The following is a 23,984-nucleotide window of genomic DNA, read 5'->3' as shown; positions in this document are numbered from 1 at the left end:
AGTGATCGAACGGGCGATCAGGCGAACGGGTGACGCAGGACGATGGTCTCGTTGCGGTCCGGGCCGGTGGAGATGATGTCGATCGGCGCACCGACCAGCTCCTCGACGCGCTTGATGTAGGCACGAGCAGCGGCCGGCAGGTCGTCCAGGCTCTTGGCGCCCAGGGTCGACTCGCTCCAGCCCGGCATTTCCTCGTACACCGGCTGCAGGCCGATGTAGCTGTCGGCATCGGTCGGCGCATCGCTCAGCACCTGGCCGTTGGCATCTTTGTAACCGGTGCAGATGCGGATGGTTTCCAGGCCGTCGAGCACGTCCAGTTTGGTCAGGCACAGGCCGGAGATGCTGTTGATCTCGATGGCGCGACGCAGGATCACAGCATCGAACCAGCCGCAGCGACGGGCACGACCGGTGGTCGCCCCGAACTCGTGACCACGCTTGGCCAGAAAGGCACCGATGTCGTCGAACAGCTCGGTCGGGAACGGACCGGAACCCACACGGGTGGTGTAGGCCTTGGTGATACCGAGGATGTAGTCGAGGTACAGCGGGCCGAAACCGGAACCGGTGGCGATACCGCCGGCGGTGGTGTTGGAGCTGGTGACGTAGGGGTAGGTGCCGTGGTCGATGTCCAGCAGCGAGCCCTGGGCCCCCTCGAACATGATGTCCTTGCCGCCCTTGCGCAGGTCATGCAGCACTGCGGTGACGTCGGCCATCATCGGCTTGAGCAGCTCGGCGTATTCCATGCACTCGTCCAGAGTCTTCTGGAAGTCGATGGCCGGCTCCTTGTAGAAGTTGACCAGCTGGAAGTTGTGGTAGTCCAGCAGCTCGCCGAGCTTGGCGGCGAAACGCTCGCGATGGAACAGGTCACCGACCCGCAGGCCGCGACGCGCTACCTTGTCCTCGTACGCCGGGCCGATGCCGCGACCGGTGGTACCGATCTTGGCATCGCCACGGGCCTTCTCGCGCGCCTGATCCAGGGCGACGTGATAGGACAGGATCAGCGGGCAAGCCGGGCTGATGCGCAGGCGCTCGCGCACGGGCACGCCCTTCTCTTCCAGCTTGTTGATTTCGCGCAGCAGGGCGTCAGGCGCGACGACCACACCGTTGCCGATCAGGCACTCGACACCCTCACGCAGGATGCCGGACGGAATCAGGTGCAGGACGGTCTTCTCACCGTCGATCACCAGGGTGTGGCCGGCATTGTGGCCGCCCTGGTAACGCACGACTGCAGCGGCCTGCTCGGTGAGCAGGTCGACGATCTTGCCCTTGCCCTCATCACCCCACTGGGTGCCCAGGACGACGACATTCTTACCCATAAACTTGTCCTCTTCGCGCAAGCTTCGATGCCGGCAGCTGGCCGGCGAAAATGAATTCAGGACGCCAGGGGCGTCACCTGCCAACGTCCATCGCGCAGCGCCAGCAGCCGATCACAGCCTGCCTCGTGCGCATCCGCCTCGCTCTGCCCGGGCAGCGCCTGAACCACGCGCTCGCCCTCACCACGCAGACGACGAACGGCCTGCCACAGATAGAGGTCATGATTGTCCGGCGCCCAGATGCCTTTGACAGTCTCATCCAGGCGCATGTCCCCCAGGGTCACCAGGGTTTTCAGATCGGTGGAGAAGCCCGTCGCCGGGCGTGCCCGGCCGAATACGGCCCCCGTGTCGTCGTAACGCCCGCCCTGAGCGATGGCTCCGCCTTCGCCCGGCACGAACGCCGCGAACACCACACCGGTGTGATAGTTGTAGCCACGCAGCTCGCCCAAGTCGAAATACAGCGGCAACTCGGGGTAGCGCAGTTCCAGCGCATCGGCGATGGCGACCAGCTCATCGAGCGCGGCATGCACGGCATCGGGCGCCTCGACCAGCGCGGCCTGGGCCAGGTCCAGCACCTCGCGGCCGCCGCACAGCTCGGCCAGGGAACGCAGCATGCTGCCCAGACCGGCCGGCAAGGCGGCGGTCAGCGCTTCGATCTCGTCCATGGCCTTGCGCTGCAAGGCATCGAACAGCTGTTGCTCGGCCTCGCCGGAGAGACCGGCGGCACGCGCCAGGCCACGGTAGATGCCGACATGGCCGAGGTCCATGTGCACGTCCGGCACGGCGGCCAGCTCCAGGGTCTCGACCAGCAGGCTGATCACCTCGATGTCGCTGGCCGGGCTGGCGTCGCCGTAGAGTTCGGCACCCAGCTGGATCGGGCTGCGCGACGTGGTCAGGGCACGCGGCTTGGCGTGCAGCACACTGCCCGCGTAGCACAGGCGGCTCGGCCCCTCGCGACGCAGCGTGTGCGCGTCGATGCGCGCCACCTGCGGCGTGATGTCGGCACGAAAACCCATCTGCCGGCCGGACAGCGGATCCGTGACCTTGAACGTACGCAGGTCAAGATCCTGGCCAGCGCCAGTCAGCAGGGATTCCAGGTACTCGATATGCGGGGTGACGACGAACTCGTAACCCCAACGCTGGAACAGGTCCAGCACCTGACGGCGTGCCGCCTCGATGCGCGCCGCTTCCGGCGGCAGTACTTCTTCGATGCCATCTGGCAGCAGCCAGCGGTCTACCGTTGCCATTTCGCCATTCCCCTCTCGATCCGGGCGGCACAAGCCTTCAGTGAAGCAGATAGAGAAGAGCCGTACCCAGCAGCATGCTGGCCAGCCCCATAAGACGCAGTCGGCGGTCGGGCAGCCGGGCTGCCTGCATTACCGCCCCGCGCCAGTGGCGCGGATAGAGGAAGGGCAGGATGCCTTCCAGCACCAGTACCAGACACAGAGCGATGCCGAGTTCCTGCCACATGATTCCCACAGACGCAAAAAAGCCGGGATTTTCCCGGCTGCCGCATCATACCACGCTAAAAGCCTCGAGCCACAAGCTTCAAGCCGCAAGTAGACGACCAGCGTCTGCTTGCGGCTTGCTGCGGCTCAAGGTTTGGCTTTTTCCAGGTAGCGGAAGAAATCGCTACTCGGGTCCAGCACCAGCACATCGCGCTTGTCAGCGAAGCTTTCGCGATAGGCCTTGAGGCTTCGGTAGAAGGCGTAGAACTCCTGGTCCTGACCGTAGGCACGGGCGTAGATGGCGGCCGCCTGGGCATCACCGTCACCGCGCAGCTCTTCGGCCTGGCGATAGGCCTCGGCCAGCAGTACGCGGCGCTGACGGTCGGCGTCGGCACGGATGCCCTCAGCCAGCTCGCGACCCTTGGCGCGATGCTCGCGCGCCTCGCGCTCACGCTCGGTGCTCATCCGCTCGAAGACGCTGCGGTTGACCTCACGCGGCAGATCGATGGCCTTGACCCGCACATCGACCACTTCGATACCCAGCTCGCGCTCGGCGGCGCGGTTGAGCGTCGAGGTCACATCGGCCATCAGCGCGTCACGCTCGCCGGACACCGACTCGTGCAGGGTGCGCTTGCCGAACTGGTCACGCAGCGAGGCCTCCAGACGACGCGCCAGGCGCTCGTCGGCGACCTGCTTCAGGCCCGAGGTGGACTGGTAGAAGCGCTCGGCATCCTTCACCCGCCACTTGGCGTAGGCGTCGACCATCAGCGCCTTCTTCTCCAGGGTGAGGAAGCGCGAGGACGTCGAGTCCAGGGTCAGCAGGCGAGCGTCGAAGATGCGCACCTGGTTCACGTACGGAATCTTCACGTGCAGGCCCGGCTTGACGTCCGGGTTGACCACACGACCGAACTGCAGCAATACCGCACGCTCGGTCTGCGCCACGATGTAGAAGCTGTTCCACGCCACCAGCGCCAGAACCACGGCCACGATCAGGCCGATCAGGGACTTGTTGCTCATCAACGGCCCTCCCGGGAACGCAGGTTGCGCTGCGACAGATCGCTGCTCAGCGGCACGGCCGGATCACGCGTTGTCGCAGTACTGCTGTTGGCAGAAGCGGACGAGGAGGAAACGCCACCACGACCGTCGACCATCTTGTCCAGCGGCAGGTACAGCAGGTTGTTCTGCCCCTTGTCGCCAGTGACCAGAACCTTGCTGGTGTTGCTCATCATCTCCTGCATGGTGTCCAGGTACAGACGCTCGCGCGTGACCTCGGGCGCCTTGCGATACTCGGTGACCAGCTTGGTGAAGCGATCGGCCTCACCCTCGGCGCGTGCGATGACTTCATCACGATAACCGTTGGCTTCCTCCAGCAGACGCTGGGCCTGGCCGCGCGCCTCGGGAATCACGCCATTGGCATAGGACTCGGCCTGGTTCTTCTCGCGTTGTTCGTCCTCGCGGGCACGAATCACGTCGTCGAAGGCTTCCTGAACTTCACGCGGCGCCGCAGCGCTCTGGATGTTCACCTGAGTGATGGTGATACCGGTACGGTAGTTGTCGAGGAAACGCTGCAGACGCTCGCGCACTTCGCTGGCCATCTGCTCACGACCTTCGGTCAGCACCTGGTCCATCTCGGTGGAGCCCACCACGTGGCGCACGGCGCTGTCGGTCGCATGCTGCAGACTGACTTCCGGCTGGTCCACGTTGAGCACGAAGTCCTGCAGGTTGCTGATGCGGTACTGCACGGTCAGCGGCACTTCGATGATGTTCTCGTCCTCGGTCAGCATCGCGCCCTGCTTGCTGTAGGCACGCTCACGAGTGACGTTTTCCTGGAACTTGCGGTCGATCGGCGGGAAATAGATGTTCAGGCCGGGACCGACGGTTTCGTGGTACTTGCCGAAGCGCAGCACCACGGCCTGCTCCTGCTCGTCCACCACGTAGATCGCGCTGTACAGCCAGATCACTGCCAGCAGGCCGAGGCCCACGAACAGCAGGCCGAAACCGCCACCGCCGCCACTGCGGCCAGAGTCGTCGTCACCGCGCTTCTTGCCGCCACCAAAAAGCCCGTTCAGGCTTTCTTGCAACTTGCGGAACGCTTCGTCGAGATCCGGCGGGCCCTGCCGGCCACCGCCTTTGCGGCCGCCCCAAGGGTCTTGATTGTTCGAGTTGCCACCCGGCTCATTCCAAGCCATAGCGTTCTCCGTACTGATAAAGCGAAGGCGCGCCCACGGCGCGCCGGCCAATGCTACCCAAAGCCCCCGGCCGACAGCAAAGCCGCCGCCACAGGCTTTATTGCAAAGTATGTTGCTCGATGAACAGCTGAGGCTCCATGCCTTCGCGACTCACCAGGCGATTGAGCTCGACCCTCGGCAAGCGCACCGACAGCAGACTACGCCCCTGCTCGTCATGCCCCTCGTCCTGCACCGCCCCCAGCTCGAAGAACTGTGCGCGCAGGCGCCCCAGACGTTGCGGCAACTGCAGCGTACCGACGAACAGGTCGTCCGCCAGCAACTCAGCGACCGCCTGCCGCAACAACTCCAGACCGCGCCCCTCGCGCGCCGACAGCCAGACGCGCAGCGGTTTGCCATCGGCATCGCGCTGAATCTGTGGCTCGACACCTTCCAACAAATCCAGCTTGTTGTACACCTCGAGCATCGGCAATTCGTTCGCACCGATCTCCTTGAGCACCGCCTGCACCTGCTCGATCTGCGCCATGCGCTCGGGCTCATGGGCATCGATCACGTGCAGCAGCAGGTCGGAGTTGCTCGACTCTTCAAGCGTAGCGCGAAAGGCCTCGACCAGCTTGTGCGGCAGGTGGCGGATGAAGCCCACGGTGTCGGCCAGGACGATCGGCCCGAGGTCGTCGAGTTCGAGCCGGCGCAGGGTCGGATCGAGCGTGGCGAACAGCTGGTCCGCGGCGTACACCTCGGAGGCGGTCAGCGCATTGAACAGCGTGGACTTGCCGGCGTTGGTGTAGCCCACCAGGGAAACCGAAGGGATGTCCGCGCGCTTGCGCCCGCGACGCGCCTGCTCACGCTGACTGCGCACCTTCTCCAGCTTCTGCTTGATCTGGCGGATGCGTACACGCAGCAGACGACGGTCGGTCTCCAGCTGGGTTTCACCCGGACCGCGCAGACCGATCCCGCCCTTCTGCCGCTCCAGGTGGGTCCAGCCACGCACCAGGCGCGTACTCATGTGATCGAGCTGCGCCAGCTCGACCTGCAGCTTGCCTTCGTGGGTACGGGCGCGCTGGGCGAAGATATCGAGGATCAACCCGGTACGATCGAGCACGCGACATTCGAACGCACGCTCGAGGTTGCGCTCCTGGCTCGGTGTCAGGGTGTGATTGAAGATGACCAGTTCGGCCTCGCTGGCCCTGACCTGGTCGCGCAGCTCCTCGACCTTGCCACTCCCGATGAGGTACTTGGCGGTCAGGCGACTGCTGGGCACGCTGAGAAAAGCGACCATGTCGGCACCTGCCGACATGGCCAACTCCTGGAACTCCTGGGGGTCTTCGCTCGCCTCGGAGTCTTGGCCTTCCAGATGAACCAGGATGGCCCGCTCACCGCCCTCATGACGCTCGAAGAACAATGCAGCCCCCTATCAGGCGTTACCCGGCTCGGCATCACCCTGTTCGGAGTCGCCAGCGCTCGGCAGGCGTACCGGACGGCTGGGCACGACGGTGGAAATGGCATGTTTGTAGACCATCTGGCTGACAGTGTTCTTCAGCAGGATGACGAACTGGTCGAAGGACTCGATCTGGCCCTGCAGCTTGATGCCGTTGACCAGATAGATGGAAACAGGGACGCGTTCCTTACGCAGGGTATTCAGGTAAGGGTCTTGTAGCGAATGCCCTTTTGACATGTGCCGCACTCCTTTCGAGGATCAATTTCAATAATTTTAGTAGGTAAACAATAGCTTCGGACCGTCACACCCCCAAGGATAGACGGCCAGCGGCAAGGTCTCAGTTCAATATGGAGACGCTTTCCAGGTATTTCAAGGTGCGAGACAGATTGTCGCAGGCCAGGCTGTCCAGCCAGCGCAGCCCGTCCCAGCCTCGCAGCCAGGTGAACTGACGCTTGGCCAGTTGCCGAGTGGCGATGATGCCGCGCTCGACCATTTGTTCACGGGACAACCCACCGTCGAGGTATTCCCATACCTGGCGATAACCTACCGCCCGTATAGACGGCAGCCCTGCGTGCAAGTCACTTCGTCTGCGCAGGGCTTCGACCTCGTCCACGAAACCCTGTTCCAACATCGCTTGAAATCGTTGTGCGATGCGCTCATGCAGAACCTGGCGCTGCGCCGGAGCGATAGCAAGCTGCGCAACAGTATAGGGCAATTGCCCGCCGGCCGATGTGCCCGTATCGGAGTTTCCAGCGGCCTGACGACGGCGGTGCTCGCTCATGCTCAGGCCGCTCACGCGATAGACCTCCAAGGCCCGGGTCAGACGCTGCGGGTCATTGGGGTGAATGCGCGCCGCCGACTCCGGATCGACCGCAGTCAGCTCGCGGTGCAGGGCCTCCCAGCCCTCGGCCGCAGCCCGCGCCTCCAGTTCGGCGCGCACGACCGGATCGGCACTGGGCATGTCGGCCAGGCCCTCCAGCAATGCCTTGTAATAAAGCATGGTGCCGCCCACCAGCAGCGGGATGCGTCCGCGTGCCGCGCTGGCGGCCATGGCGGCCAGCGCATCGGCGCGAAATTCTGCGGCGGAATAACTCTCGGCGGGATCGCGAATATCGATCAGGGCATGCGGAAAGGCATCGAGAATGGCGCGCTCCGGCTTGGCGGTGCCGATGTCCATGCCCCGGTAGATCAGCGCGGAGTCGACGCTGATCAGGTCGCACGGCAGCAGGCGCGCCAGCTCCAGGGCCAGGTCGGTCTTGCCGGCGGCGGTCGGGCCCATCAGAAAGATTGCGGGGGGAAGCGAAGACATCGGCATGACTCGAAACACGAAGACGGGAGAAGCCCTGGCGACAGGGCCTCACTGGCTCAATTACTGGCCGCGCATGAACAACTTGTCGAGCTGATCCATGCTCAGCTGCGTCCAGGTCGGCCGGCCATGGTTGCACTGGCCGCTACGCTCGGTCTGCTCCATGTCACGCAGCAGGGCGTTCATCTCGGGAATGGTCAGGCGGCGGTTGGCACGCACGGAACCGTGACAGGCCATGGTCGCCAGCAGCTCGTTGAGGTGTGCCTGGATACGGTCGCTGGTGCCGTATTCGAGCAGGTCGGCCAGCACGTCACGCACCAGCTGCGTCGCTTCGGCCTGCTTGAGCAGGGCCGGAATCTGGCGAATCGCCAGGCTTTCCTCACCCAGGCGCTGCAGCTCGAAGCCCAGACGCTGGAACCATTCGCCGTGCTCCTCGGCGCAATCCGCCTCGCGCTGGCTGACGGCGAGCGACTCCGGCACCAGCAGCGGCTGGCCACGCAAGCCTTCGCTGGCCATGGCGTGCTTGAGCCGCTCATAGGTGATGCGCTCGTGCGCCGCATGCATGTCCACCACCACCATGCCCTGGGCGTTCTCGGCGAGGATGTAGACCCCCTTGAGCTGCGCCACGGCGTAGCCGAGCGGTGGAATGTCGCCCTGCTCCTGAGGCAGGGGCTGCGCCGTCGCCGTCGACAGCGGCGAGAAATACTCGCGATACGTCGCCTGGGCCTCGCCCGCCGAAACGCCAGGATTGCCGGCAGGCTGCTGGTAACCGGCACCACTGCCGCGCCAGGCCGGCTGGACACTGGGCGCTGGAACTTCGAGAACGCTGGCCGCCAGGCCCATCTCGCCTTGCGGGCCGAACTCACCCGCGGCCTGCCCGGTCGGGCGCATCATCGGCGAGACAGTGGCCGGCGCAGCGACCTGATCCTCCGGGCGTACATCGGCCAGCGCACGGTGCAGGGTGCCGTAGAGGAAGTCGTGCACCATGCGGCTGTCGCGAAAGCGTACCTCGTGCTTGGTCGGATGGACGTTGACGTCCACCGTCGCCGGGTCGATTTCCAGGAACAGTACGAAGGTCGGATGCCGGCCGTTGAACAGCACGTCGCGGTAGGCCTGGCGCACCGCGTGGGCGACCAGCTTGTCGCGCACCATGCGCCCGTTGACGTAGAAATACTGCAGGTCCGCCTGGCTGCGCGAGAAGGTCGGCAGGCCGACCCAGCCCCACAGGCGCAGGCCGCCACGTTCGATCTCGATGGGCAGCGCCTGCTCGAGGAAGGCCGGGCCACAGACCGAGGCCACGCGGCGCGCGCGGCTGATGTCGTCCCCGGCCTCATGCAGGCTGAGCACGGTCTTGCCGTTGTGGCGCAAATGGAATGCCACGTCGAAACGGGCCAGCGCCAGGCGCTTGATCACTTCCTGCAGGTGGTCGAACTCGGTTTTCTCCGCCCGCAGGAACTTGCGCCGCGCCGGCGTGTTGAAGAACAGGTCACGGACTTCCACCGAGGTGCCGACCGGGTGCGCGGCAGGCTGCACCCGCGGCTCCATGTCGCGGCCCTCGGTCTCCACCTGCCAGGCCTGGTCGGCGTCGGCGGTACGCGATGTCAGGGTCAGGCGCGACACCGAGCTGATCGACGCCAGTGCCTCGCCACGAAAGCCCATGCTGAGCACCGCTTCGAGGTCTTCCAGTTCGCGAATCTTGCTGGTGGCGTGGCGCGCCAGGGCCAGCGGCAGATCGTCAGGAGCGATACCGCCGCCATCGTCGCGCACCTTGAGCAGCTTGACGCCGCCCTGCTCGACTTCCACGTCGATGCGCCGCGCACCGGAGTCCAGGCTGTTTTCCAGCAGTTCCTTGGCCACCGAGGCGGGGCGCTCGACGACCTCGCCCGCAGCGATCTGGTTGGCCAGGCGCGGGCTGAGCAAATGAATACGGGACATGACACTCATTACTGGGCTGCCAGGGACGTGGCGGGTATCTGCAGTTTCTGACCGACCTTGATCACGTCGCCCTTGAGTTTGTTGGTACTGCGCAGCGTCGCCAGGCTGATCTGGTAACGCTGTGCGATCAGCGCCAGGCTCTCGCCACGGGACACCACGTGCTCACGCGGCCCGCTGGCGATCTTGCCTTCGTCGCGCAGCCAGGCGACATAGGTGCCGGGCGGCGGGTTCTCATGGAAGAACTGCTTGACCCCGGAGGTGATCGAGCGCGCCAGTGCCTGCTGGTGACTGGCACTGTGCAGCTTCTTCGCTTCGTTGGGGTTGGAGATGAAACCGGTTTCCACCAGGATCGACGGGATGTCCGGCGATTTCAGCACCATGAACCCGGCCTGTTCCACCCGGCGCTTGTGCAGCGGCGTGATGCTGCCCATGTTCGACAGTACCTTCTGTCCCACGTTGAGGCTGGACGACAGCGAGGCCGTCATCGACAGGTCCAGCAGCACGCCGGCGAGCATCTTGTCCTTGTCGTCCAGGCTGACGTTGCCGGCACCGCCGATCAGGTCGGACTGGTTCTCCGCGTCGGCCAGCCAGCGCGCCGTCTCGGACGTGGCGCCGCGCTCGGACAAGGCATAGACGGAGGCGCCGAATGCCGACGAGCGCGGCGCGGCGTCGGCATGAATCGAGACGAACAGGTCGGCACCTTTCTTGCGGGCGATCTCGGTGCGCTTGCGCAGCGGAATGAAGTAATCGCCGGTGCGCACCAGCTCGGCGCGGAAGCCCTTCTCGGCGTTGACCTGGCGCTGCAGTTCCTTGGCGATGGCCAGGGTCACGTGCTTTTCGTACTGGCCCTTGACCGGCGACAGGGCGCCCGGGTCTTCGCCGCCATGACCGGCATCGATGGCGATGACGATATCGCGCTTGCCACCCGGCACGGGTGTCAGCTTGGGCGGTGGCTGGGTCGGCGTGACGGGCACCGGCGGCGAGGTGTTGGCGACGCTCGGCGTCTGGGAGCTCGGTGGCGCACTGCCCTGATCGAACAGGTCGACCACCAGGCGATGCCCGTATTGCTGGTTCGGCGCCAGGGAAAAGCTCTTCGGCGTGACAGGCGCGGACAGGTCGATGACCACCCGCAGATCGTCCGCGCCGCGCTGGGCGGAACGCACCCCGGTGATCGGGGTATTGGCCAGCGACAGCTGGTCGAGGTTGGTGGCCAGCTTGGCGCCACTGACGTCGATGACGATGCGATCCGGCGCCGCAAGGGTGAAGACGCTGTGCTGCACCGGCCCGGACAGGTCGAAGACCAGGCGCGTGTTGTCGGGAGCACGCCAGAGGCGCACGCCGCGCACATCCGAGGCAGCCAGGGCCTCGGCAGCCAGAGCCGCCAACAAAACACCCACAGCGGTAACCAGCGCGCCTATGCGCATACCCAACCCCATCGATTCTTGCTTTATTGTTTGCTGCTCAGGGCCTCGCACCAGGCATCCCCTCGAGCCCCATGCCCCTGCAGCAACAGCGAACGGCCGCCCGCTTGGGGGGTAATGGTAATGTCCATGTCGGGCTTTGGCAAAACACCCGCGCCGCGCTGCGGCCACTCGATCAGGCATAGGGCAGCGCCATCGAAATAATCGCGGATGCCGAGGAACTCCAGCTCCTCGGGATCGACCAGTCGATACAGGTCGAAATGGAACGCCCGCAGCCCGCCGATCTCGTAGGGTTCGACCAGAGTGAAGGTCGGGCTCTTCACCGCCCCGCAATGCCCCAGGCCACGCAGGATGCCGCGTGACAGGGTGGTCTTGCCCGCCCCCAGGTCGCCGTGCAGGTAGATCACTCCCGCGCCACCGCTGACCTCGGCGATACGCGCACCCAGGACCAGCATCGCTGCTTCATCGGCAGCTTCGAGTCTCACTTCAGACAAGGACACAACTCCTCCAGTAACTGACGAATGGCGCACGGCAGATCGCCGGCAGCCAGACCACGCCCTTGCCGGGCCAGCACCTCACCGGCCCGCGCATGCAACCAGACCGCAAGGCAGGTCGCGTCGAATGCCGCCATGCCCTGCGCCAGCAGGGCGCCGATCAGCCCGGCCAGCACATCGCCCAGCCCGGCGCCGGCCATCGCCGGGTGTCCGCGATCACACAGGGCCAGGTGACCATCGGGCGCCGCGATCAGGCTGCCAGCGCCCTTGAGCACGACGACCAGGCCGTAGCGTTGCGCCAGCGCGCGGGCGGCGGCGGGGCGGTCGGCCTGCACGCTGGCGGTGTCCTGCCCCAGCAGACGCGCCGCCTCCGCAGGATGGGGCGTCAGCACGCCCTGCCTGGGCGCGGGAACCTGCCCCGCCGCCAGCAGGTTCAGCGCATCGGCGTCCCAGACCTGCGGCGCGCCGAGTCCCGCAACACTCGACAGCAGGCTGCGCGACCAGGCGCCCTGCCCCAGTCCCGGGCCCAGCACACAGACATCGGCGCGTTCGGCCAGTGCCAGCAGCTGATTGGCCGATGCCACCGCCGTGCACATGATCTCGGGCCGCCGCACCAGAGCCGCGGCGACATGCTCGGCGCGGGTCGCCAGCGTCACCATCCCGGCACCGGCGCGCAGCGCGCTGTCGGCGCAGAGCAGCGCCGCACCGCCCATGCCCAGATCGCCGCCAACCACCAGCAGATGACCGAACTGCCCCTTGTGCGCCACCGGCGAGCGCGGCGCCAGGCGCGGCAGGCAGCGTTCATCCAGGCGCTGCGCCACGCTGGGGGCCTGCGCCAGCACCTGCGCATCGGCCTGCAGGTCGTCGAACTGCAACTCGCCGCACAGCGCCGGCCCTTGCCCGGTCAGCAAACCCAGCTTGAGTGCGATGAAGGTCATGGTCAGGTCGGCGCGAACCGCGACGCCGAGGCACGCCCCCGTATCGGCCAGCAGGCCGGAAGGAATATCCACCGCCAGCACGGGCAGCCCGGCCTGATTGATCGCGCCAATCGCCTGCGCATAAGGCTCGCGCACGGCGCCTGCCAGCCCGGTACCGAGTAGCGCATCGACCAGCACACCGGCCAGCGGCAGACCCTCGCCCCAGGGCAGGATGTCCACACCGGCCGCACCGGCCTCGGCGCAGGCTTGCGCGGCGTCGCCCTGCAGGGCTGCCGGATCGCCGACCGCCAGCACCCGGACACGCCAACCGGCACGTTGCGCCAGCGCCGCGATCAGATAGCCGTCACCGGCATTGTTGCCGCGCCCGGCCAACACCGTTATCTCACCGGCCTCGGGCCAGCGGCGGCGCAGGGCACGCCAGGCCGCATGGGCGGCGCGCTGCATCAACTCGAAGCCCGGCGTGCCGGCGGCGATCAGTTGTGCATCCAGCGTGCGCACCTGCTGCGCGCTGTGCAGAGTCGAAGGCAGGGAAGCGGAGGATAGATGCATGGCTCGCTCGGAACGGATGTCTGGCAGAATTATACCCACCTCAATCCTCTGCGCCCGCCTCATGTCCGACCATCGCCTCGACCTCAATGCCCTGGCCCAGTCCATCAAGGACTGGGGACGCGAGCTCGGGTTCCAGCAGGTAGGCATCGCCGATGTCGAGCTGAGCGAGCATGAAGCCCACCTCAAGCGTTGGCTTGCCGCCGGCTACCAGGGCGAGATGGACTACATGGCCGCGCATGGCGACAAGCGCTCACGCCCGGCCGAACTGGTGCCCGGCACGCTGCGCGTGGTGTCGCTGCGCATGGACTACCTGCCTGGCGACACCCAGATGGCCCAGCGCCTGAAGGAACCCGAGCAGGCCTATGTATCGCGCTACGCACTCGGTCGCGACTACCACAAGCTGATCCGCAAGCGCCTGCAACAGCTGGCCGAGCGCATCCAGCAGCAGATCGGGACGTTCGGCTATCGCGCCTTCGTCGACAGCGCCCCGGTGCTGGAGAAGGCCATCGCCGAGAAGGCCGGCCTGGGCTGGATCGGCAAGAATACCCTGGTGCTCAACCGCAAGGCGGGCAGCTACTTCTTTCTCGGCGAACTGTTCGTCGACCTGCCCCTGCCGGTGGATGCGCCCCATGCGAGCGAGCACTGCGGGCGCTGCAGCGCCTGCATGGACATCTGCCCCACGGCCGCCTTCGCCGGGCCCTACCAGCTCGACGCGCGGCGCTGCATCTCCTACCTGACCATCGAGCTCAAGGGCTCGATCCCCGTCGAGCTGCGCGCACCGATCGGCAACCGGGTGTTCGGTTGCGACGACTGCCAGATCGTCTGCCCCTGGAACCGCTTCGCCCGCCCCACCGAGCAGGGCGACTTCCAGCCACGCCATGGCCTCGACAACAGCGCCCTGGCCGAACTGTTCCTGTGGACGGAGCCGGAGTTTCTCGCCCGCACCGAGGGCTCGCCCCTGCGCCGCGCCGGCTACGAGCGCTGGCTGCGCAACCTGGCGGTCGGCCTGGGCAACGCCCCCTCGACCATCCCGGTGCTGGAGGCGCTGAATGCCCGCCGCGACCACCCCTCGGAGCTGGTGCGCGAGCATGTGGAGTGGGCGCTGCAGCAGCATGAAAGATAGGTGACAGGCTTCAGGCGGCAGGCAAAAGCAGCGCAGCCATCCGCTCCACTCCGGGCCTGCTGTGGCCTTCAGACCTTGAGGAAATGCTCGCGGTAGTGGCGCAGCTCGGCGACGGATTCGCGAATGTCGTCCAGCGCCTGATGCGTGGCGCTTTTCTGGAAGCTGTCCTTGACCTCCGGCGCCCACATGCCGGCCAGGATCTTCAGCGTCGACACATCCAGGTAGCGGTAGTGGAAGTAGGCTTCCAGGGCCGGCATGTACTTGTAGAGGAAGCGCCGGTCCTGACCGATGCTGTTGCCGCAGATCGGCGACTTGCCCTTCGGCACCCACTGTTCGAGAAAGGCGATGGTCTGCGCCTCGGCGCTGGCCGCATCGATGCGACTTTCGCGCACGCGCTGGGTCAGGCCGCTTTCGCCATGTGTACGGGTATTCCACTCGTCCATGCCGGCCAGCGTCTCGTCGCTCTGGTGAATGGCGATCACCGGGCCTTCGGCCAGCACGTTGAGCTCGCTGTCGGTGACGATGGTGGCCATTTCGATGATCACATCGCGCTCCGGCTCCAGGCCGGTCATTTCCAGGTCGATCCAGATCAGATTGTTGGGGTTTTGCATGGTAAGGGGCTCCTAGGCTCAGCCGGCAAGTCTAGCGGATATCCACAGCCTTCATCTGCCACAGATACAAGGACGTCTGCCGCCCCTCGTCGACCGCGAGCGTGCGGTCGGCCGGCACGCCCGGAATCTCGAAGGTGTTGCTGATCAGCCAGCTGCCAGGGCGCATCTCACCTTCCGCCTTGCGCCACAGACGCGGCATCGGAACGGGCGACAGGAAACAGTAGGCGATATCGAAATCGGCCAGATCGACCCGCCAGAGGCTCTGGTAGCGGATGCTGCAGTTCTCCTGCAGCAGACAGCGCAGCCAGGCGAAGACGAAGAGCAGCGGCGCCGTTTCCACGCCGACGAACTGCCCACGCGGGCAGTGTCGCGCCAGCTGCAGCAACGTACCCGCCGTGCCGCAGCCCAGGTCGACGAAGCGCAGCGGCGGCTCGCGCTCGCTCAGGCAACGCTGCAGTTGCTGCTGCGCCCTGCGCCCGCTCAGGTACAGCGGCACGCGCTCGCGCAGGCTGTTCCAGTTGACCAGCAGCAGCACCACGAACCCCAGCAGGAACAGCCAGGCCGGCAGCTCGGCACGCTGCGCCAGCAGCAGCGCCGGCAGGAACGCCAGGTTGATCCACCACCACCAGCGCGACAGACCAAGCCGCCAGCCGATCAGTGCCGCCAGCATGCCTTGCAGCAAGGCCACCGACAGCAGCGGAAGACGCCAGGACAGCAACGCCAGCAGGTACACCAGCACGACCACCAGCGCCAGCGCCAGGCCTTGCGCCAGCAGGGCCCGCATCAGTGGCAAAGGTGCCAGCACTCTCTCATCGCCCATCACCGCCCTCCCTCATCTGGCGCCGCAGCGCCACCAGGCGCTCATGCTAAACTCGCCGCGATCTAGTCTCCACCACCCGGAAAGCCAATGGCCAAACGCCAACTCAACCGCCGCCAGAGCTGGCGTATCGAAAAGATTCAGGGCGAGCGCGCCGCCCGTGCGGCCAAGCGCGAGTCACGCGCCGTCGAAGCCCTGGAAGGTGGTGACCTCGGCCCCGAGCAGACGGGCCTGGTGATTGCCCATTTCGGTGTTCAGGTGGAAGTCGAGGGCCTGCAGGATGAACTGGCCGGCCAGATCTTTCGCTGCCACCTGCGAGCCAACCTGCCCGCCCTGGTCACCGGTGATCGGGTGGTGTGGCGCCCCGGCAACCAGGGCGACGGTGTCATCGTCGCGCAACTGCCACGCGACAGCGAGCTGTGCCGCCCCGACATGCGCGGCCAGCTCAAGCCGGTGGCGGCCAACGTCGACCAGATCGTCATCGTCTTCGCGCCCATGCCCGAGCCGCACGCCAACCTGATCGACCGCTACCTGGTGGCGGCGGAGCATGCCGGGATACGCCCGCTGCTGCTGCTGAACAAGGCGGACCTGATCGACGAGCAGAACCAGGTCGCGCTGGAGGCACTGCTCAAGGTCTACCGCCAGCTGGAGTACCCGCTGCTCGAGGTATCGGCGCACCAGGGCGATGGCATGGAGCAGCTGAAAAAGCGCCTCGACGGCCACGTCAGCGTCTTCGTCGGCCAGTCCGGGGTGGGCAAGTCATCGCTGGTCAACGGCCTGCTGCCGGGGGTCGACACCCGCGTCGGCGCCCTCTCGGAGCTGACCGGCAAGGGCACTCACACCACCACCACGGCGCGGCTGTTCCACTTCCCCGGTGGCGGCCAGCTGATCGACTCGCCCGGCATCCGCGAGTTCGGCCTCGGCCATGTCAGCCGGGATGATGTGGAGGCGGGTTTCATCGAGTTCCACGACCTGCTCGGCCGCTGCCGCTTCCGCGACTGCAAGCACGACCGCGAACCCGGCTGTGCGCTGCTCCAGGCCCTGGACGAGGGGCGCATCCAGCCGCAGCGCATGGCCAGCTACCGGCACATCCTCGCCAGCCTGCCCGAAGACGATTACTGACGGTTGAGCTGGTCCAGCGGGCTGTTGCTGCTGTCGAAGATGTTCAACTGCTCACGCAGCTGGTCGGCCGGCAGCGCCTCGCCGGTGTTGCCAGGTGCTCCTTCGGCAGGCGGCTGATCCGGCGTCGCCGGCTCGCCTCCGGCGCCCTGCTCACCTTCGATGTTGCGCTGCGCACGCTTGGTCAGCACGACGATATCGATGCGCCGGTTGACCGGATTCAGCGGGTCCTCGCGGTCGAACAGCGCCGACGAGGCGTAGCCGACCACCCGCGCTACCTGCTCGTCCGGGTAGCCGCCGGCGACCAAGGTACGGCGCGCAGCATTGGCACGGTTGGCAGACAGCTCCCAGTTGCCGAAATCACCGCGCCCGACGAAGGGCTTGGCATCGGTGTGGCCGCTGACGCTGATCTTGTTCGGCACGGCGCGAATGGTGTCGGCCATGGCCAGCAGGATGTCCTCGAAATACGGCTGCAGCTCGGCACTGCCGAGGGCGAACATCGGCCGGTTGGCGGCATCCATGATCTGGATACGCAGGCCGTCCTGGGTGATCTCGAACAGGATCTGGTCCTTGAAGCGCTGCAGCTCGGGGTTTTCCTCGACCTTGTTCTGCAGTTCCTGCAGCAGCAGCTCCAGGCGCTCCTGCTCCATCTTGTCGGCCAGGGTCTCGATCTGATCGGTGCTGACACCGGTTTCGTCCGGCTGACTCTCCGGCGTCTCGGAGATGTCCGGGTTGAGCGTTCGCTCGGGGGCCGGCGTCGGCGTACCGCCGAGGTCGATCGCGTAGGGGCTGGCGCTCTCGGTGAAGCCGATGGGGTCCTGGAAGTAACCGGAAATCGCGCGCTTCTGCTCGGGCGTGGCCGAGGACATCAGCCACATCACCAGGAAGAACGCCATCATCGCCGTGGCGAAGTCGGCGAAGGCGATCTTCCAGGCACCGCCATGATGGCCGCCAGCGCTTTTCTTGACGCGCTTGACGATGATGGGTTGGTTGTTTTCCATGGCTTAGTTGCCGCGCATGGCCTGCTCGAGCTCGCTGAAGCTCGGGCGATGGGCCGGGAACAGCACCTTGCGCCCGAACTCTACCGCCAGGGTCGGCGGCATGCCCGAAGCCGACGCCACCAGGGTCGCCTTGATCGCCTCGTAGAGGTTCAGCTCTTCCTTGGCATCGTGCTCCAGCGCGCCGGACAGCGGGCCGAAGAAGCCGTAGGAAGCCAGAATGCCGAGGAAGGTACCGACCAGGGCCGTCCCCACCTTTTCGCCGATCTGCGCGTTATCCGCCTCGGCGAGAATCGACATGGTGATCACGATACCCAGTACCGCCGCGACGATACCCATGGCCGGCATGCCGTCGGCGACCTTGGCGACCGCATGGGCCGGGTGCTCGACTTCTTCCTTGAGGCTGGCCAGCTCCATGTCGAACAGGCCCTCGAGCTCGTGCGGGGCCATGTTGCCGGACGACATGATGCGCAGGTAGTCGCAGATGAACGCGGTCATGCGGGCATCCTTGAGCACCGCGGGATACTTGCTGAAGATCGGGCTGGCATTCGGGTCTTCGACATCCGCCTCGATGGCCATCATCCCCTCGCGCCGGCTCTTGTTGAGGATCTCATAGAGCAGCTTGAGCACTTCCAGGTAGTAGGTGTGGGTGAAGCGCGAGCCGAACATGCTCAGCGACTTCTTGAACACCGTCATGAACATGCTGCCGGGGTTGGCCTGCAGGAACGCCCCCAGGGCCGCACCACCGATGATGAGCACCTCGAACGGGTGGACCAGTGCCATCAGTTGCCCGCCCGAGAGGATGAACCCACCGAACACGCAGCCGAAGACGACGATGATGCCTATGATTTTTGCCATAAAGGAACGCTTGCAGAGCCAAGAGGATGGGTTATTAAAAACAACCCTTCTAATTATCGGAGCTTATGCGCCAGACTATAGCCAGTTAAGGTCAAAAGCCAGTTCGGCTCAACCCACATGTCGACGCCAAAGCCCCTGCCGCGCACCCTGGACGCCTGGTTGCAACAACTGGCCAAGCTGCCGTTGCCGATCGAACAGCAGCAGCATGTGCGCTTGCGTCGCATCCTGGGCGACAGCCGTCGTACCTGGCGCGAAATTGCCGAAGCCATCGAATCCAGTCCGTCGTTCGCCCTGCAGGTCCTGCGCGAGGCCAACCAGTCGAACAACAGCCTGAGCGAGCCGGCCGAAAGCGTCGAAACCGCGCTCTCGCGTCTCGGCCTGAGTCGTTGCGAAGCCTTGCTGAGTCAGGCGCCAGCGCTGCCGGAAGACGAAATCCCCCTGGCGTTTCGCCAGATCCTGATGATCAGCCAGCACGCCAGCCAGCAGGCTCGCGGCCTGTTCGGCGCCCGCCTGGCGCGCCTGTGGAACGAACTGCACGGCTGCAGCCTGCTGTTCCTCGCCCCCCTGTGGCCGTTGCTGTGCGCCCACCCGCAGTTGTTCGAAGCCTGGGAACAGCGCGTGCTGCTGAAAGGCGAACGCCCCGGGGTGGTGGAGAAGGAGCTGCTCGGCGTGCCGCTGATACAGCTCTGCGTGCGCCTGGCCGAGCGCTGGCGCCTGCCGGAATGGATCGTGCGCGGCTACCGCCTGCTGGAACGCGATCGCCGCCAGTTGATCAAGGCGCTGCACATCGCACGCGACTATGAACATCCCCTGCACCAGCAGCAGATGCTCGACGCGGACACGCCGCTGCGCCACTGGCTGACCCAGCCCAGCAACTGCGTGCTGCTGGCCAACGGCCTGGCCGTCTCCGCCCACCATGCCTGGGACACGCCTCACACCCTGCGCTGGCAGCGACTCACCGGGCTGTACCTGCAACTGCCGCTGAACGAGCTGCAGCAGGAAGTGCATCAGCATGCCGTGAGCAGTGCCCGCCTGCTGCATGACAGTGCATTGTGGCACCCGGCGCAGGCGCTGCTCTGGCCCTGGGATGCACACCGCCTGAAACCGGCCCGCAGTAGCAGCAGTGCCGCCCCACCCCCGCGCGACGACCTCGCCGCCTGGCGCCAGCAGTGTGCACGCCTGCTCGCCGAACCCAGTGCCTTCGCCAATGTGCCGCAACTGACCGCCTGCGCCCGCGACGCCCTGCAGGCCTGTGGCCTGAAACGGGTTCTCGTGCTGCTCGCCGATCGCCAGCACAGCCGCCTGCAAACCCAGCAACAGGCCGGGCTGGACGCCAGCGCGGCAACGCTCAGCCTGGATCCCGCACAGAGCCAGGTCCTCAGGCGCCTGCTCAGCGAGCCGGGCCAGCTGCGTCTCACGCCCGCCAACGTCGCCAAGTTCTCCGCGCTGCTGCCGGGCAACCTCAAGGCTCTGTTCCCCAGCGAGCATCTGCTGCTGCGCTCCCTGGCCAGCAACGGCCGGGTGGTCATGCTGCTGGTGGCCGACCAGGGCGGCCAGCCGCTCAACGAGGTCTGCCTGCAGGCGTTCGGCAAGACCGTCCAGTGCATCGAGCGCGCCCTGGGCAGCTTCGCCCGCCGTGGACGCTGACGCCCCTCGGTTTCCGCTACAATCGACCTCTTTTCATTTAGGGACGCTGCCATGTCCGCCTTCGACAACCTGCCTCTGGTGATCGAGCCCGCTGAACTGGAAGCGCGCCTGGACGCGCCCGAGCTGATCCTGCTCGACCTCAGCAGCGCAGCACGCTACGCCAGCGGCCACATACCCGGCGCGCGCTGGGCCGACGCCAAGCGCACGCAGCTGGGCCAACCGCCGGCACCCGGCCTGCTGCCCGAACGGGCGCAACTCGAAGCCTTGTTAGCCGATATCGGCCATCGCCCGGATGCCACCTACGTGGTCTACGACGACGAAGGCGGCCCCTGGGCCGGGCGCTTCATCTGGCTGCTCGACGTGATCGGCCATGCCCGCCACCACTTCCTCAACGGCGGCCTGCAGGCCTGGATCAGCGACGGCCGGCCCCTGAGCCAGACAACCCCCGTGGTCTCGCGTACCCAGGTGTCGCTGACGCTGAGCGACGAACCCACGGCCACCCGCGAATACATCCAGCAGCGCCTGAACGCCGCCGACCTGGCCATCTGGGATGTACGCGGCGAGGACGAATACCGTGGCGAGAAACTCAGCTCCGCACGCGGCGGGCACATCCCCGGCGCCACGCACTTCGAATGGACCGCCGCAATGGACCCGCAGCGCGGCATGCGCATCCGCACGGATATCGGCGACGTCCTGCACGATCTCGGCATCACCCCGGACAAGGAAGTGATCACTCACTGCCAGACCCATCGCCGCTCGGGTTTCAGCTACGTGGTCGCCAAGGCGCTGGGTTATCCGCGCGTGAAGGCCTACGCTGGTTCCTGGTCCGAATGGGGCAACCTGCCCGATACACCTGTCGAACGCTGACGCCGTCGACCATCAGTTGCACCCGGCACGGGGATGCCTGCGCCGACTCAGAACCCTCAAGGAAACACGATGAAACAACGTCTCTTCATTCTCAGTCAGTACCTGCTGCCTCATCACCTGCTGTCGCGCCTGATCGGCTACGTTGCCGAATGCCGTATCGGCTGGCTGAAGAACCCGCTGATCTCGTGGTTCGCCAAGCAGTACCAGGTCGACATGAGCGAAGCGCAGGTGGAAGACCTGCGTGCCTTCGAACACTTCAACGCCTTCTTCACCCGTGCGCTGAAAGAAGGCGCCCGTCCACTGGACGAGACGGCGGGCGCGATCCTCTGCCCGGCCGACGGCGCGATCAGCCAGCTGGGTGCCATCGAGCATGGCCGCATCTTCCAGGCCAAGGGCCACAGTTTCAGCGCGGTGGAACTGCTCGGCGGCGACACCGAGCGTGCCGCACCCTTCATGGGCGGTCAGTTCGCGACCGTCTACCTCTCGCCGAAGGACTACCACCGCGTCCATATGCCGCTGGGCGGCACGCTGAAGGAAATGGTCTACGTACCGGGGCGCCTGTTCTCGGTGAACCAGACCACGGCCGAGAACGTGCCGGAACTGTTTGCCCGCAACGAACGCGTGGTCTGCCTGTTCGACACCGAGCGCGGCCCGATGGCCGTGGTGCTGGTCGGCGCGATGATCGTCGCCAGCGTCGAGACCGTCTGGGCCGGCCTGGTCACCCCGCCCAAGCGCGAGCTGAAGAGCACCCGCTACGATGCCGAATCCCGCGGGCCGATCGAACTGGCCAAGGGCGCGGAAATGGGCCGTTTCAAGCTGGGCTCCACCGCCATCGTGCTGTTCGGCCCGGAGCAGATGAAGTGGGCCGAAGAGCTGAGCGCCGGCAGCGCAGTGCGCATGGGGCAGGCGCTGGGCCAGGCCCTGGACTGAAATCCGCACGAACTGAACCCGCATGTCGACCCTTTGGTCATAAATCCGTAGGCTGCCGAGGCAGACCGTCCTTGAGGACGGCTGCCAGCGCAGCCAGATGCTGCTAGAGTTCGAAAGACTATTACTAGAGCCGCTTGTCATCGTGTGGCCGGAGTATCCGAGTTCGATGGATAGACAGAGTCCCCACCTTCAGTTGTTGCGCGTCCCCACACCGAGCAAGCAAAGCCTCAGCTTCTGCGACGGCACTCCTCGCGACCTCAAGCGCTGGATTGCCGCACTGCCCAAGGCGAACATCGGTGAGACCGCGCGCCAGCTGTATCAGAGCCTGGTGGAACTCAACCAACTGGTCACGCCATCGGACAACCGCCTGCAACTGCTGGAAATGCTGCGCCCGGAAGTGAGCTTCGTGTGCCAGCACCTGGAGCGCCACTTCCTCAACCAGGCCATCGTCCTCGACGAACGTCCACGCAAGGTCGCCAACCTCTGCCAGGCCCTGCAGAACCACCTCGCCGTCGGCTACAAGCTGATCATTTCCCGCGTCATCGAGCGCACCGGCAAGGATCGCGACCAGTTGCTCGCGGTCGCCCTGCAGCGTGCCAGCCACAGCCTTTGCAGCCCGTTGATTCGCGCCAGCCAGCTGTACTGCCCGGTGCCGGAAGGGCTCTGGCTGGAGCTGCATCAGCTCTATCAGATCGCCGTCGAACAGCGCCTGCAGCGCCAGGTCATCCGCGATCCGCTGGCCCGTCACACCCAGGGTCTGAGCACCGAGCAGACCTACGTGACCGCGCTGCTGCTCGGCTGCGCACGCACCAACCAGATGCGCCAGAACGGCATTGCCCGCCTGGCCGAAGCGCTGGAACCCTGGAGCGCCCTGGTCAAGCTGCAGGCGGGTGATCACCCTGACAGCCTGTTCGTCCTCGCCCCACAGGTCGACGGGCCGCCGCGTTACAAGTCCCTGTACCAGAGCGGTGAACTGCACAACCTGCTGGGCATCGACACGCAGCCGCTGGTCGATGCGATCAAGGATCATCTGGAGCTGCCGGAAGAGGAACGCGGCCAGTCGCGCCTGGCGATTCCCGACGGCATCAGCCTGGACCTGCTACAGCATGTCGCGGCCGCCTGGGGAGACATCGCCGAACGCACCTTCCAGCGCACACCGGGCCAGGGCAATCTGACCCTGTGCATCGGCATGACGGCGTTGCACTTCTTCCTCGCTGGCCGCCGCTCCTTCGCCGACGTGCTCAAGCGCCCGGTCGAACTCGGCGCCGCAGTGTTCAAGCCGACCACCGGCGAACCGGACGTCTGGTCCAACGCATTCGACGCGCAGCGCAACGCGGTGGACGACATCCACTTCGAGGAAATCCAGTACACCAAGGTCACGCCCGGCGAGCAGGCACAACCCGAGAACAGCGGCGAGACCTACCCGACCTACCCGCTGGCCATCGTCAACCACAGCCCGGGCGGCTATTGCCTGTCCTGGCCCAAGGACGTGCCCAGCCAGCTGCAGGCCGGCGAGCTGCTGGGCGTGCAGGACAGCCCGAGCCAGGGCTGGAGCGTGGCGATCGTGCGCTGGATTCGCCAGGTCCGGGGCGGCGGCACGCAGATGGGCATCGAGCTGATCGCCCCGCATGCCCGACCTTGCGGTCTGCAACTGCTGCGCAAGGCCGAGCAGAACAGCCAGTACCTGCGTGCACTGCTGCTGCCGGAAATCAGCGCCATCTCGCGCCCGGCCAGCCTGATCACGCCGCGCCTGCCCTTCCAGGAAGGCAGCAAGGTGCTGATCAACGACCATGGCGAGGAGCATCGTGCGGTGCTGACGCGCAAACAGGTCAGCACCGGCAGTTTCAGCCAGTTCGAATATCGCCGTGTCGGTGAGGAAGAGGGCGCGGCCGGGACGCCGGTCACAGCCTCGCAAAGCCAGAAGCCTGCTGGGGAGGAAGATTTTGACTCGCTCTGGAAGTCGCTGTAGGCTCCGACCCACTCACCATT

22 protein-coding genes are annotated in these 23,984 nt (G+C 65.9%); 6 read left to right on the top strand and 16 right to left on the bottom strand.

The window, feature by feature from the left end; translation table 11 throughout:
- Nucleotides 1–17: 17 nt before the first annotated feature.
- From FIV02_RS03200 to FIV02_RS03145, 12 genes are all read right to left on the bottom strand, one after another.
- The gene (locus FIV02_RS03200) at nucleotides 18–1,313 is read right to left on the bottom strand and encodes an adenylosuccinate synthase (protein ID WP_037054814.1); all 1,296 of its coding nucleotides are present in this window, start codon (nucleotides 1,311–1,313) and stop codon (nucleotides 18–20) included.
- A 56-nt stretch (nucleotides 1,314–1,369) separates the two neighbouring features.
- Nucleotides 1,370–2,557 (bottom strand): ATP phosphoribosyltransferase regulatory subunit, encoded by a 1,188-nt coding sequence (locus tag FIV02_RS03195; protein ID WP_037054815.1) that lies wholly within the window; start codon nucleotides 2,555–2,557, stop codon nucleotides 1,370–1,372.
- A gap of 37 nt (nucleotides 2,558–2,594) precedes the next feature.
- Complete coding sequence (locus tag FIV02_RS03190) at nucleotides 2,595–2,780, bottom strand: DUF2065 family protein (protein WP_003459207.1); 186 nt, start codon at nucleotides 2,778–2,780, stop codon at nucleotides 2,595–2,597.
- Nucleotides 2,781–2,905: 125 nt separating this feature from the next.
- Nucleotides 2,906–3,775 (bottom strand): protease modulator HflC, encoded by an 870-nt coding sequence (hflC, locus tag FIV02_RS03185; RefSeq protein WP_037054817.1) that lies wholly within the window; start codon nucleotides 3,773–3,775, stop codon nucleotides 2,906–2,908.
- Complete coding sequence (hflK, locus tag FIV02_RS03180; protein WP_047590148.1) at nucleotides 3,775–4,947, bottom strand: FtsH protease activity modulator HflK; 1,173 nt, start codon at nucleotides 4,945–4,947, stop codon at nucleotides 3,775–3,777. Before hflK ends, hflC begins: the two co-directional genes overlap by 1 nt.
- A gap of 97 nt (nucleotides 4,948–5,044) precedes the next feature.
- A complete protein-coding gene (hflX, locus tag FIV02_RS03175; RefSeq protein ID WP_152487776.1) occupies nucleotides 5,045–6,346 on the bottom strand; it encodes a ribosome rescue GTPase HflX in 1,302 nt (433 codons plus the stop codon).
- A gap of 12 nt (nucleotides 6,347–6,358) precedes the next feature.
- Entirely contained in the window at nucleotides 6,359–6,619 is a 261-nt protein-coding gene (hfq, locus tag FIV02_RS03170) for an RNA chaperone Hfq (RefSeq protein ID WP_037054821.1), read from the bottom strand.
- A 100-nt stretch (nucleotides 6,620–6,719) separates the two neighbouring features.
- Nucleotides 6,720–7,691: a tRNA (adenosine(37)-N6)-dimethylallyltransferase MiaA gene (gene miaA / locus FIV02_RS03165; protein ID WP_152487775.1), complete on the bottom strand. Its 972-nt coding sequence runs from the start codon at nucleotides 7,689–7,691 to the stop codon at nucleotides 6,720–6,722.
- Between the two features lie 60 nt (nucleotides 7,692–7,751).
- Nucleotides 7,752–9,632 carry a DNA mismatch repair endonuclease MutL gene (mutL, locus tag FIV02_RS03160; RefSeq protein WP_152487774.1) on the bottom strand — a complete coding sequence of 627 codons (1,881 nt, stop codon included), beginning with the start codon at nucleotides 9,630–9,632 and terminating at the stop codon, nucleotides 7,752–7,754.
- The gene (locus FIV02_RS03155) at nucleotides 9,632–11,059 is read right to left on the bottom strand and encodes an N-acetylmuramoyl-L-alanine amidase (protein WP_218571698.1); all 1,428 of its coding nucleotides are present in this window, start codon (nucleotides 11,057–11,059) and stop codon (nucleotides 9,632–9,634) included. The genes mutL and FIV02_RS03155 overlap by 1 nt, the downstream gene beginning before the upstream one ends.
- Before the next feature lie 11 nt (nucleotides 11,060–11,070).
- Nucleotides 11,071–11,538 (bottom strand): tRNA (adenosine(37)-N6)-threonylcarbamoyltransferase complex ATPase subunit type 1 TsaE, encoded by a 468-nt coding sequence (tsaE, locus tag FIV02_RS03150; protein ID WP_152487772.1) that lies wholly within the window; start codon nucleotides 11,536–11,538, stop codon nucleotides 11,071–11,073.
- A complete protein-coding gene (locus FIV02_RS03145) occupies nucleotides 11,526–13,025 on the bottom strand; it encodes an NAD(P)H-hydrate dehydratase (protein WP_256663058.1) in 1,500 nt (499 codons plus the stop codon). Before FIV02_RS03145 ends, tsaE begins: the two co-directional genes overlap by 13 nt.
- A gap of 61 nt (nucleotides 13,026–13,086) precedes the next feature.
- Between FIV02_RS03145 and queG the strand changes: the two genes are divergently transcribed.
- Nucleotides 13,087–14,148 (top strand): tRNA epoxyqueuosine(34) reductase QueG, encoded by a 1,062-nt coding sequence (gene queG, locus FIV02_RS03140; RefSeq protein ID WP_152487770.1) that lies wholly within the window; start codon nucleotides 13,087–13,089, stop codon nucleotides 14,146–14,148.
- Nucleotides 14,149–14,216: 68 nt separating this feature from the next.
- Here the strand turns inward: queG and orn are convergent, their stop codons facing one another.
- Together orn and FIV02_RS03130 are read right to left on the bottom strand one after the other, a co-directional pair.
- A complete protein-coding gene (orn, locus tag FIV02_RS03135; protein WP_152487769.1) occupies nucleotides 14,217–14,759 on the bottom strand; it encodes an oligoribonuclease in 543 nt (180 codons plus the stop codon).
- 31 nt (nucleotides 14,760–14,790) lie between these two features.
- Entirely contained in the window at nucleotides 14,791–15,579 is a 789-nt protein-coding gene (locus FIV02_RS03130; RefSeq protein ID WP_152487768.1) for a class I SAM-dependent methyltransferase, read from the bottom strand.
- Between the two features lie 87 nt (nucleotides 15,580–15,666).
- On the opposite strand from FIV02_RS03130, the gene rsgA reads away from it, so the two are divergent.
- Nucleotides 15,667–16,698 (top strand): small ribosomal subunit biogenesis GTPase RsgA, encoded by a 1,032-nt coding sequence (rsgA, locus tag FIV02_RS03125; protein ID WP_047590171.1) that lies wholly within the window; start codon nucleotides 15,667–15,669, stop codon nucleotides 16,696–16,698.
- On the opposite strand, the gene motB is transcribed toward rsgA, so the two are convergent.
- Nucleotides 16,692–17,696 (bottom strand): flagellar motor protein MotB, encoded by a 1,005-nt coding sequence (gene motB, locus FIV02_RS03120; protein WP_037054841.1) that lies wholly within the window; start codon nucleotides 17,694–17,696, stop codon nucleotides 16,692–16,694. The genes rsgA and motB overlap by 7 nt on opposite strands.
- Nucleotides 17,697–17,699: 3 nt before the next feature.
- On the bottom strand, nucleotides 17,700–18,551 hold the full coding sequence (gene motA, locus FIV02_RS03115; protein ID WP_037054844.1) for a flagellar motor stator protein MotA: 852 nt from the start codon (nucleotides 18,549–18,551) through the stop codon (nucleotides 17,700–17,702).
- 117 nt (nucleotides 18,552–18,668) lie between these two features.
- Between motA and FIV02_RS03110 the strand changes: the two genes are divergently transcribed.
- From FIV02_RS03110 to FIV02_RS03095, 4 genes are all read left to right on the top strand, one after another.
- On the top strand, nucleotides 18,669–20,198 hold the full coding sequence (locus FIV02_RS03110; RefSeq protein WP_152487767.1) for an HDOD domain-containing protein: 1,530 nt from the start codon (nucleotides 18,669–18,671) through the stop codon (nucleotides 20,196–20,198).
- Nucleotides 20,199–20,249: 51 nt separating this feature from the next.
- Complete coding sequence (locus FIV02_RS03105) at nucleotides 20,250–21,065, top strand: rhodanese-like domain-containing protein (protein WP_152487766.1); 816 nt, start codon at nucleotides 20,250–20,252, stop codon at nucleotides 21,063–21,065.
- A 69-nt stretch (nucleotides 21,066–21,134) separates the two neighbouring features.
- The gene (gene asd / locus FIV02_RS03100; protein ID WP_152487765.1) at nucleotides 21,135–21,995 is read left to right on the top strand and encodes an archaetidylserine decarboxylase; all 861 of its coding nucleotides are present in this window, start codon (nucleotides 21,135–21,137) and stop codon (nucleotides 21,993–21,995) included.
- A gap of 166 nt (nucleotides 21,996–22,161) precedes the next feature.
- Entirely contained in the window at nucleotides 22,162–23,964 is a 1,803-nt protein-coding gene (locus FIV02_RS03095) for a molecular chaperone (protein ID WP_152487764.1), read from the top strand.
- Nucleotides 23,965–23,984: the final 20 nt, after the last annotated feature.

The sequence above is a fragment of the Pseudomonas sp. THAF187a genome (genome assembly GCF_009363395.1).
GTDB lineage: Bacteria > Pseudomonadota > Gammaproteobacteria > Pseudomonadales > Pseudomonadaceae > Aquipseudomonas > Aquipseudomonas khazarica.
Note: the sequence above shows the minus strand (reverse complement) of the source record. Positions and strands in the feature narration are given on the sequence as shown.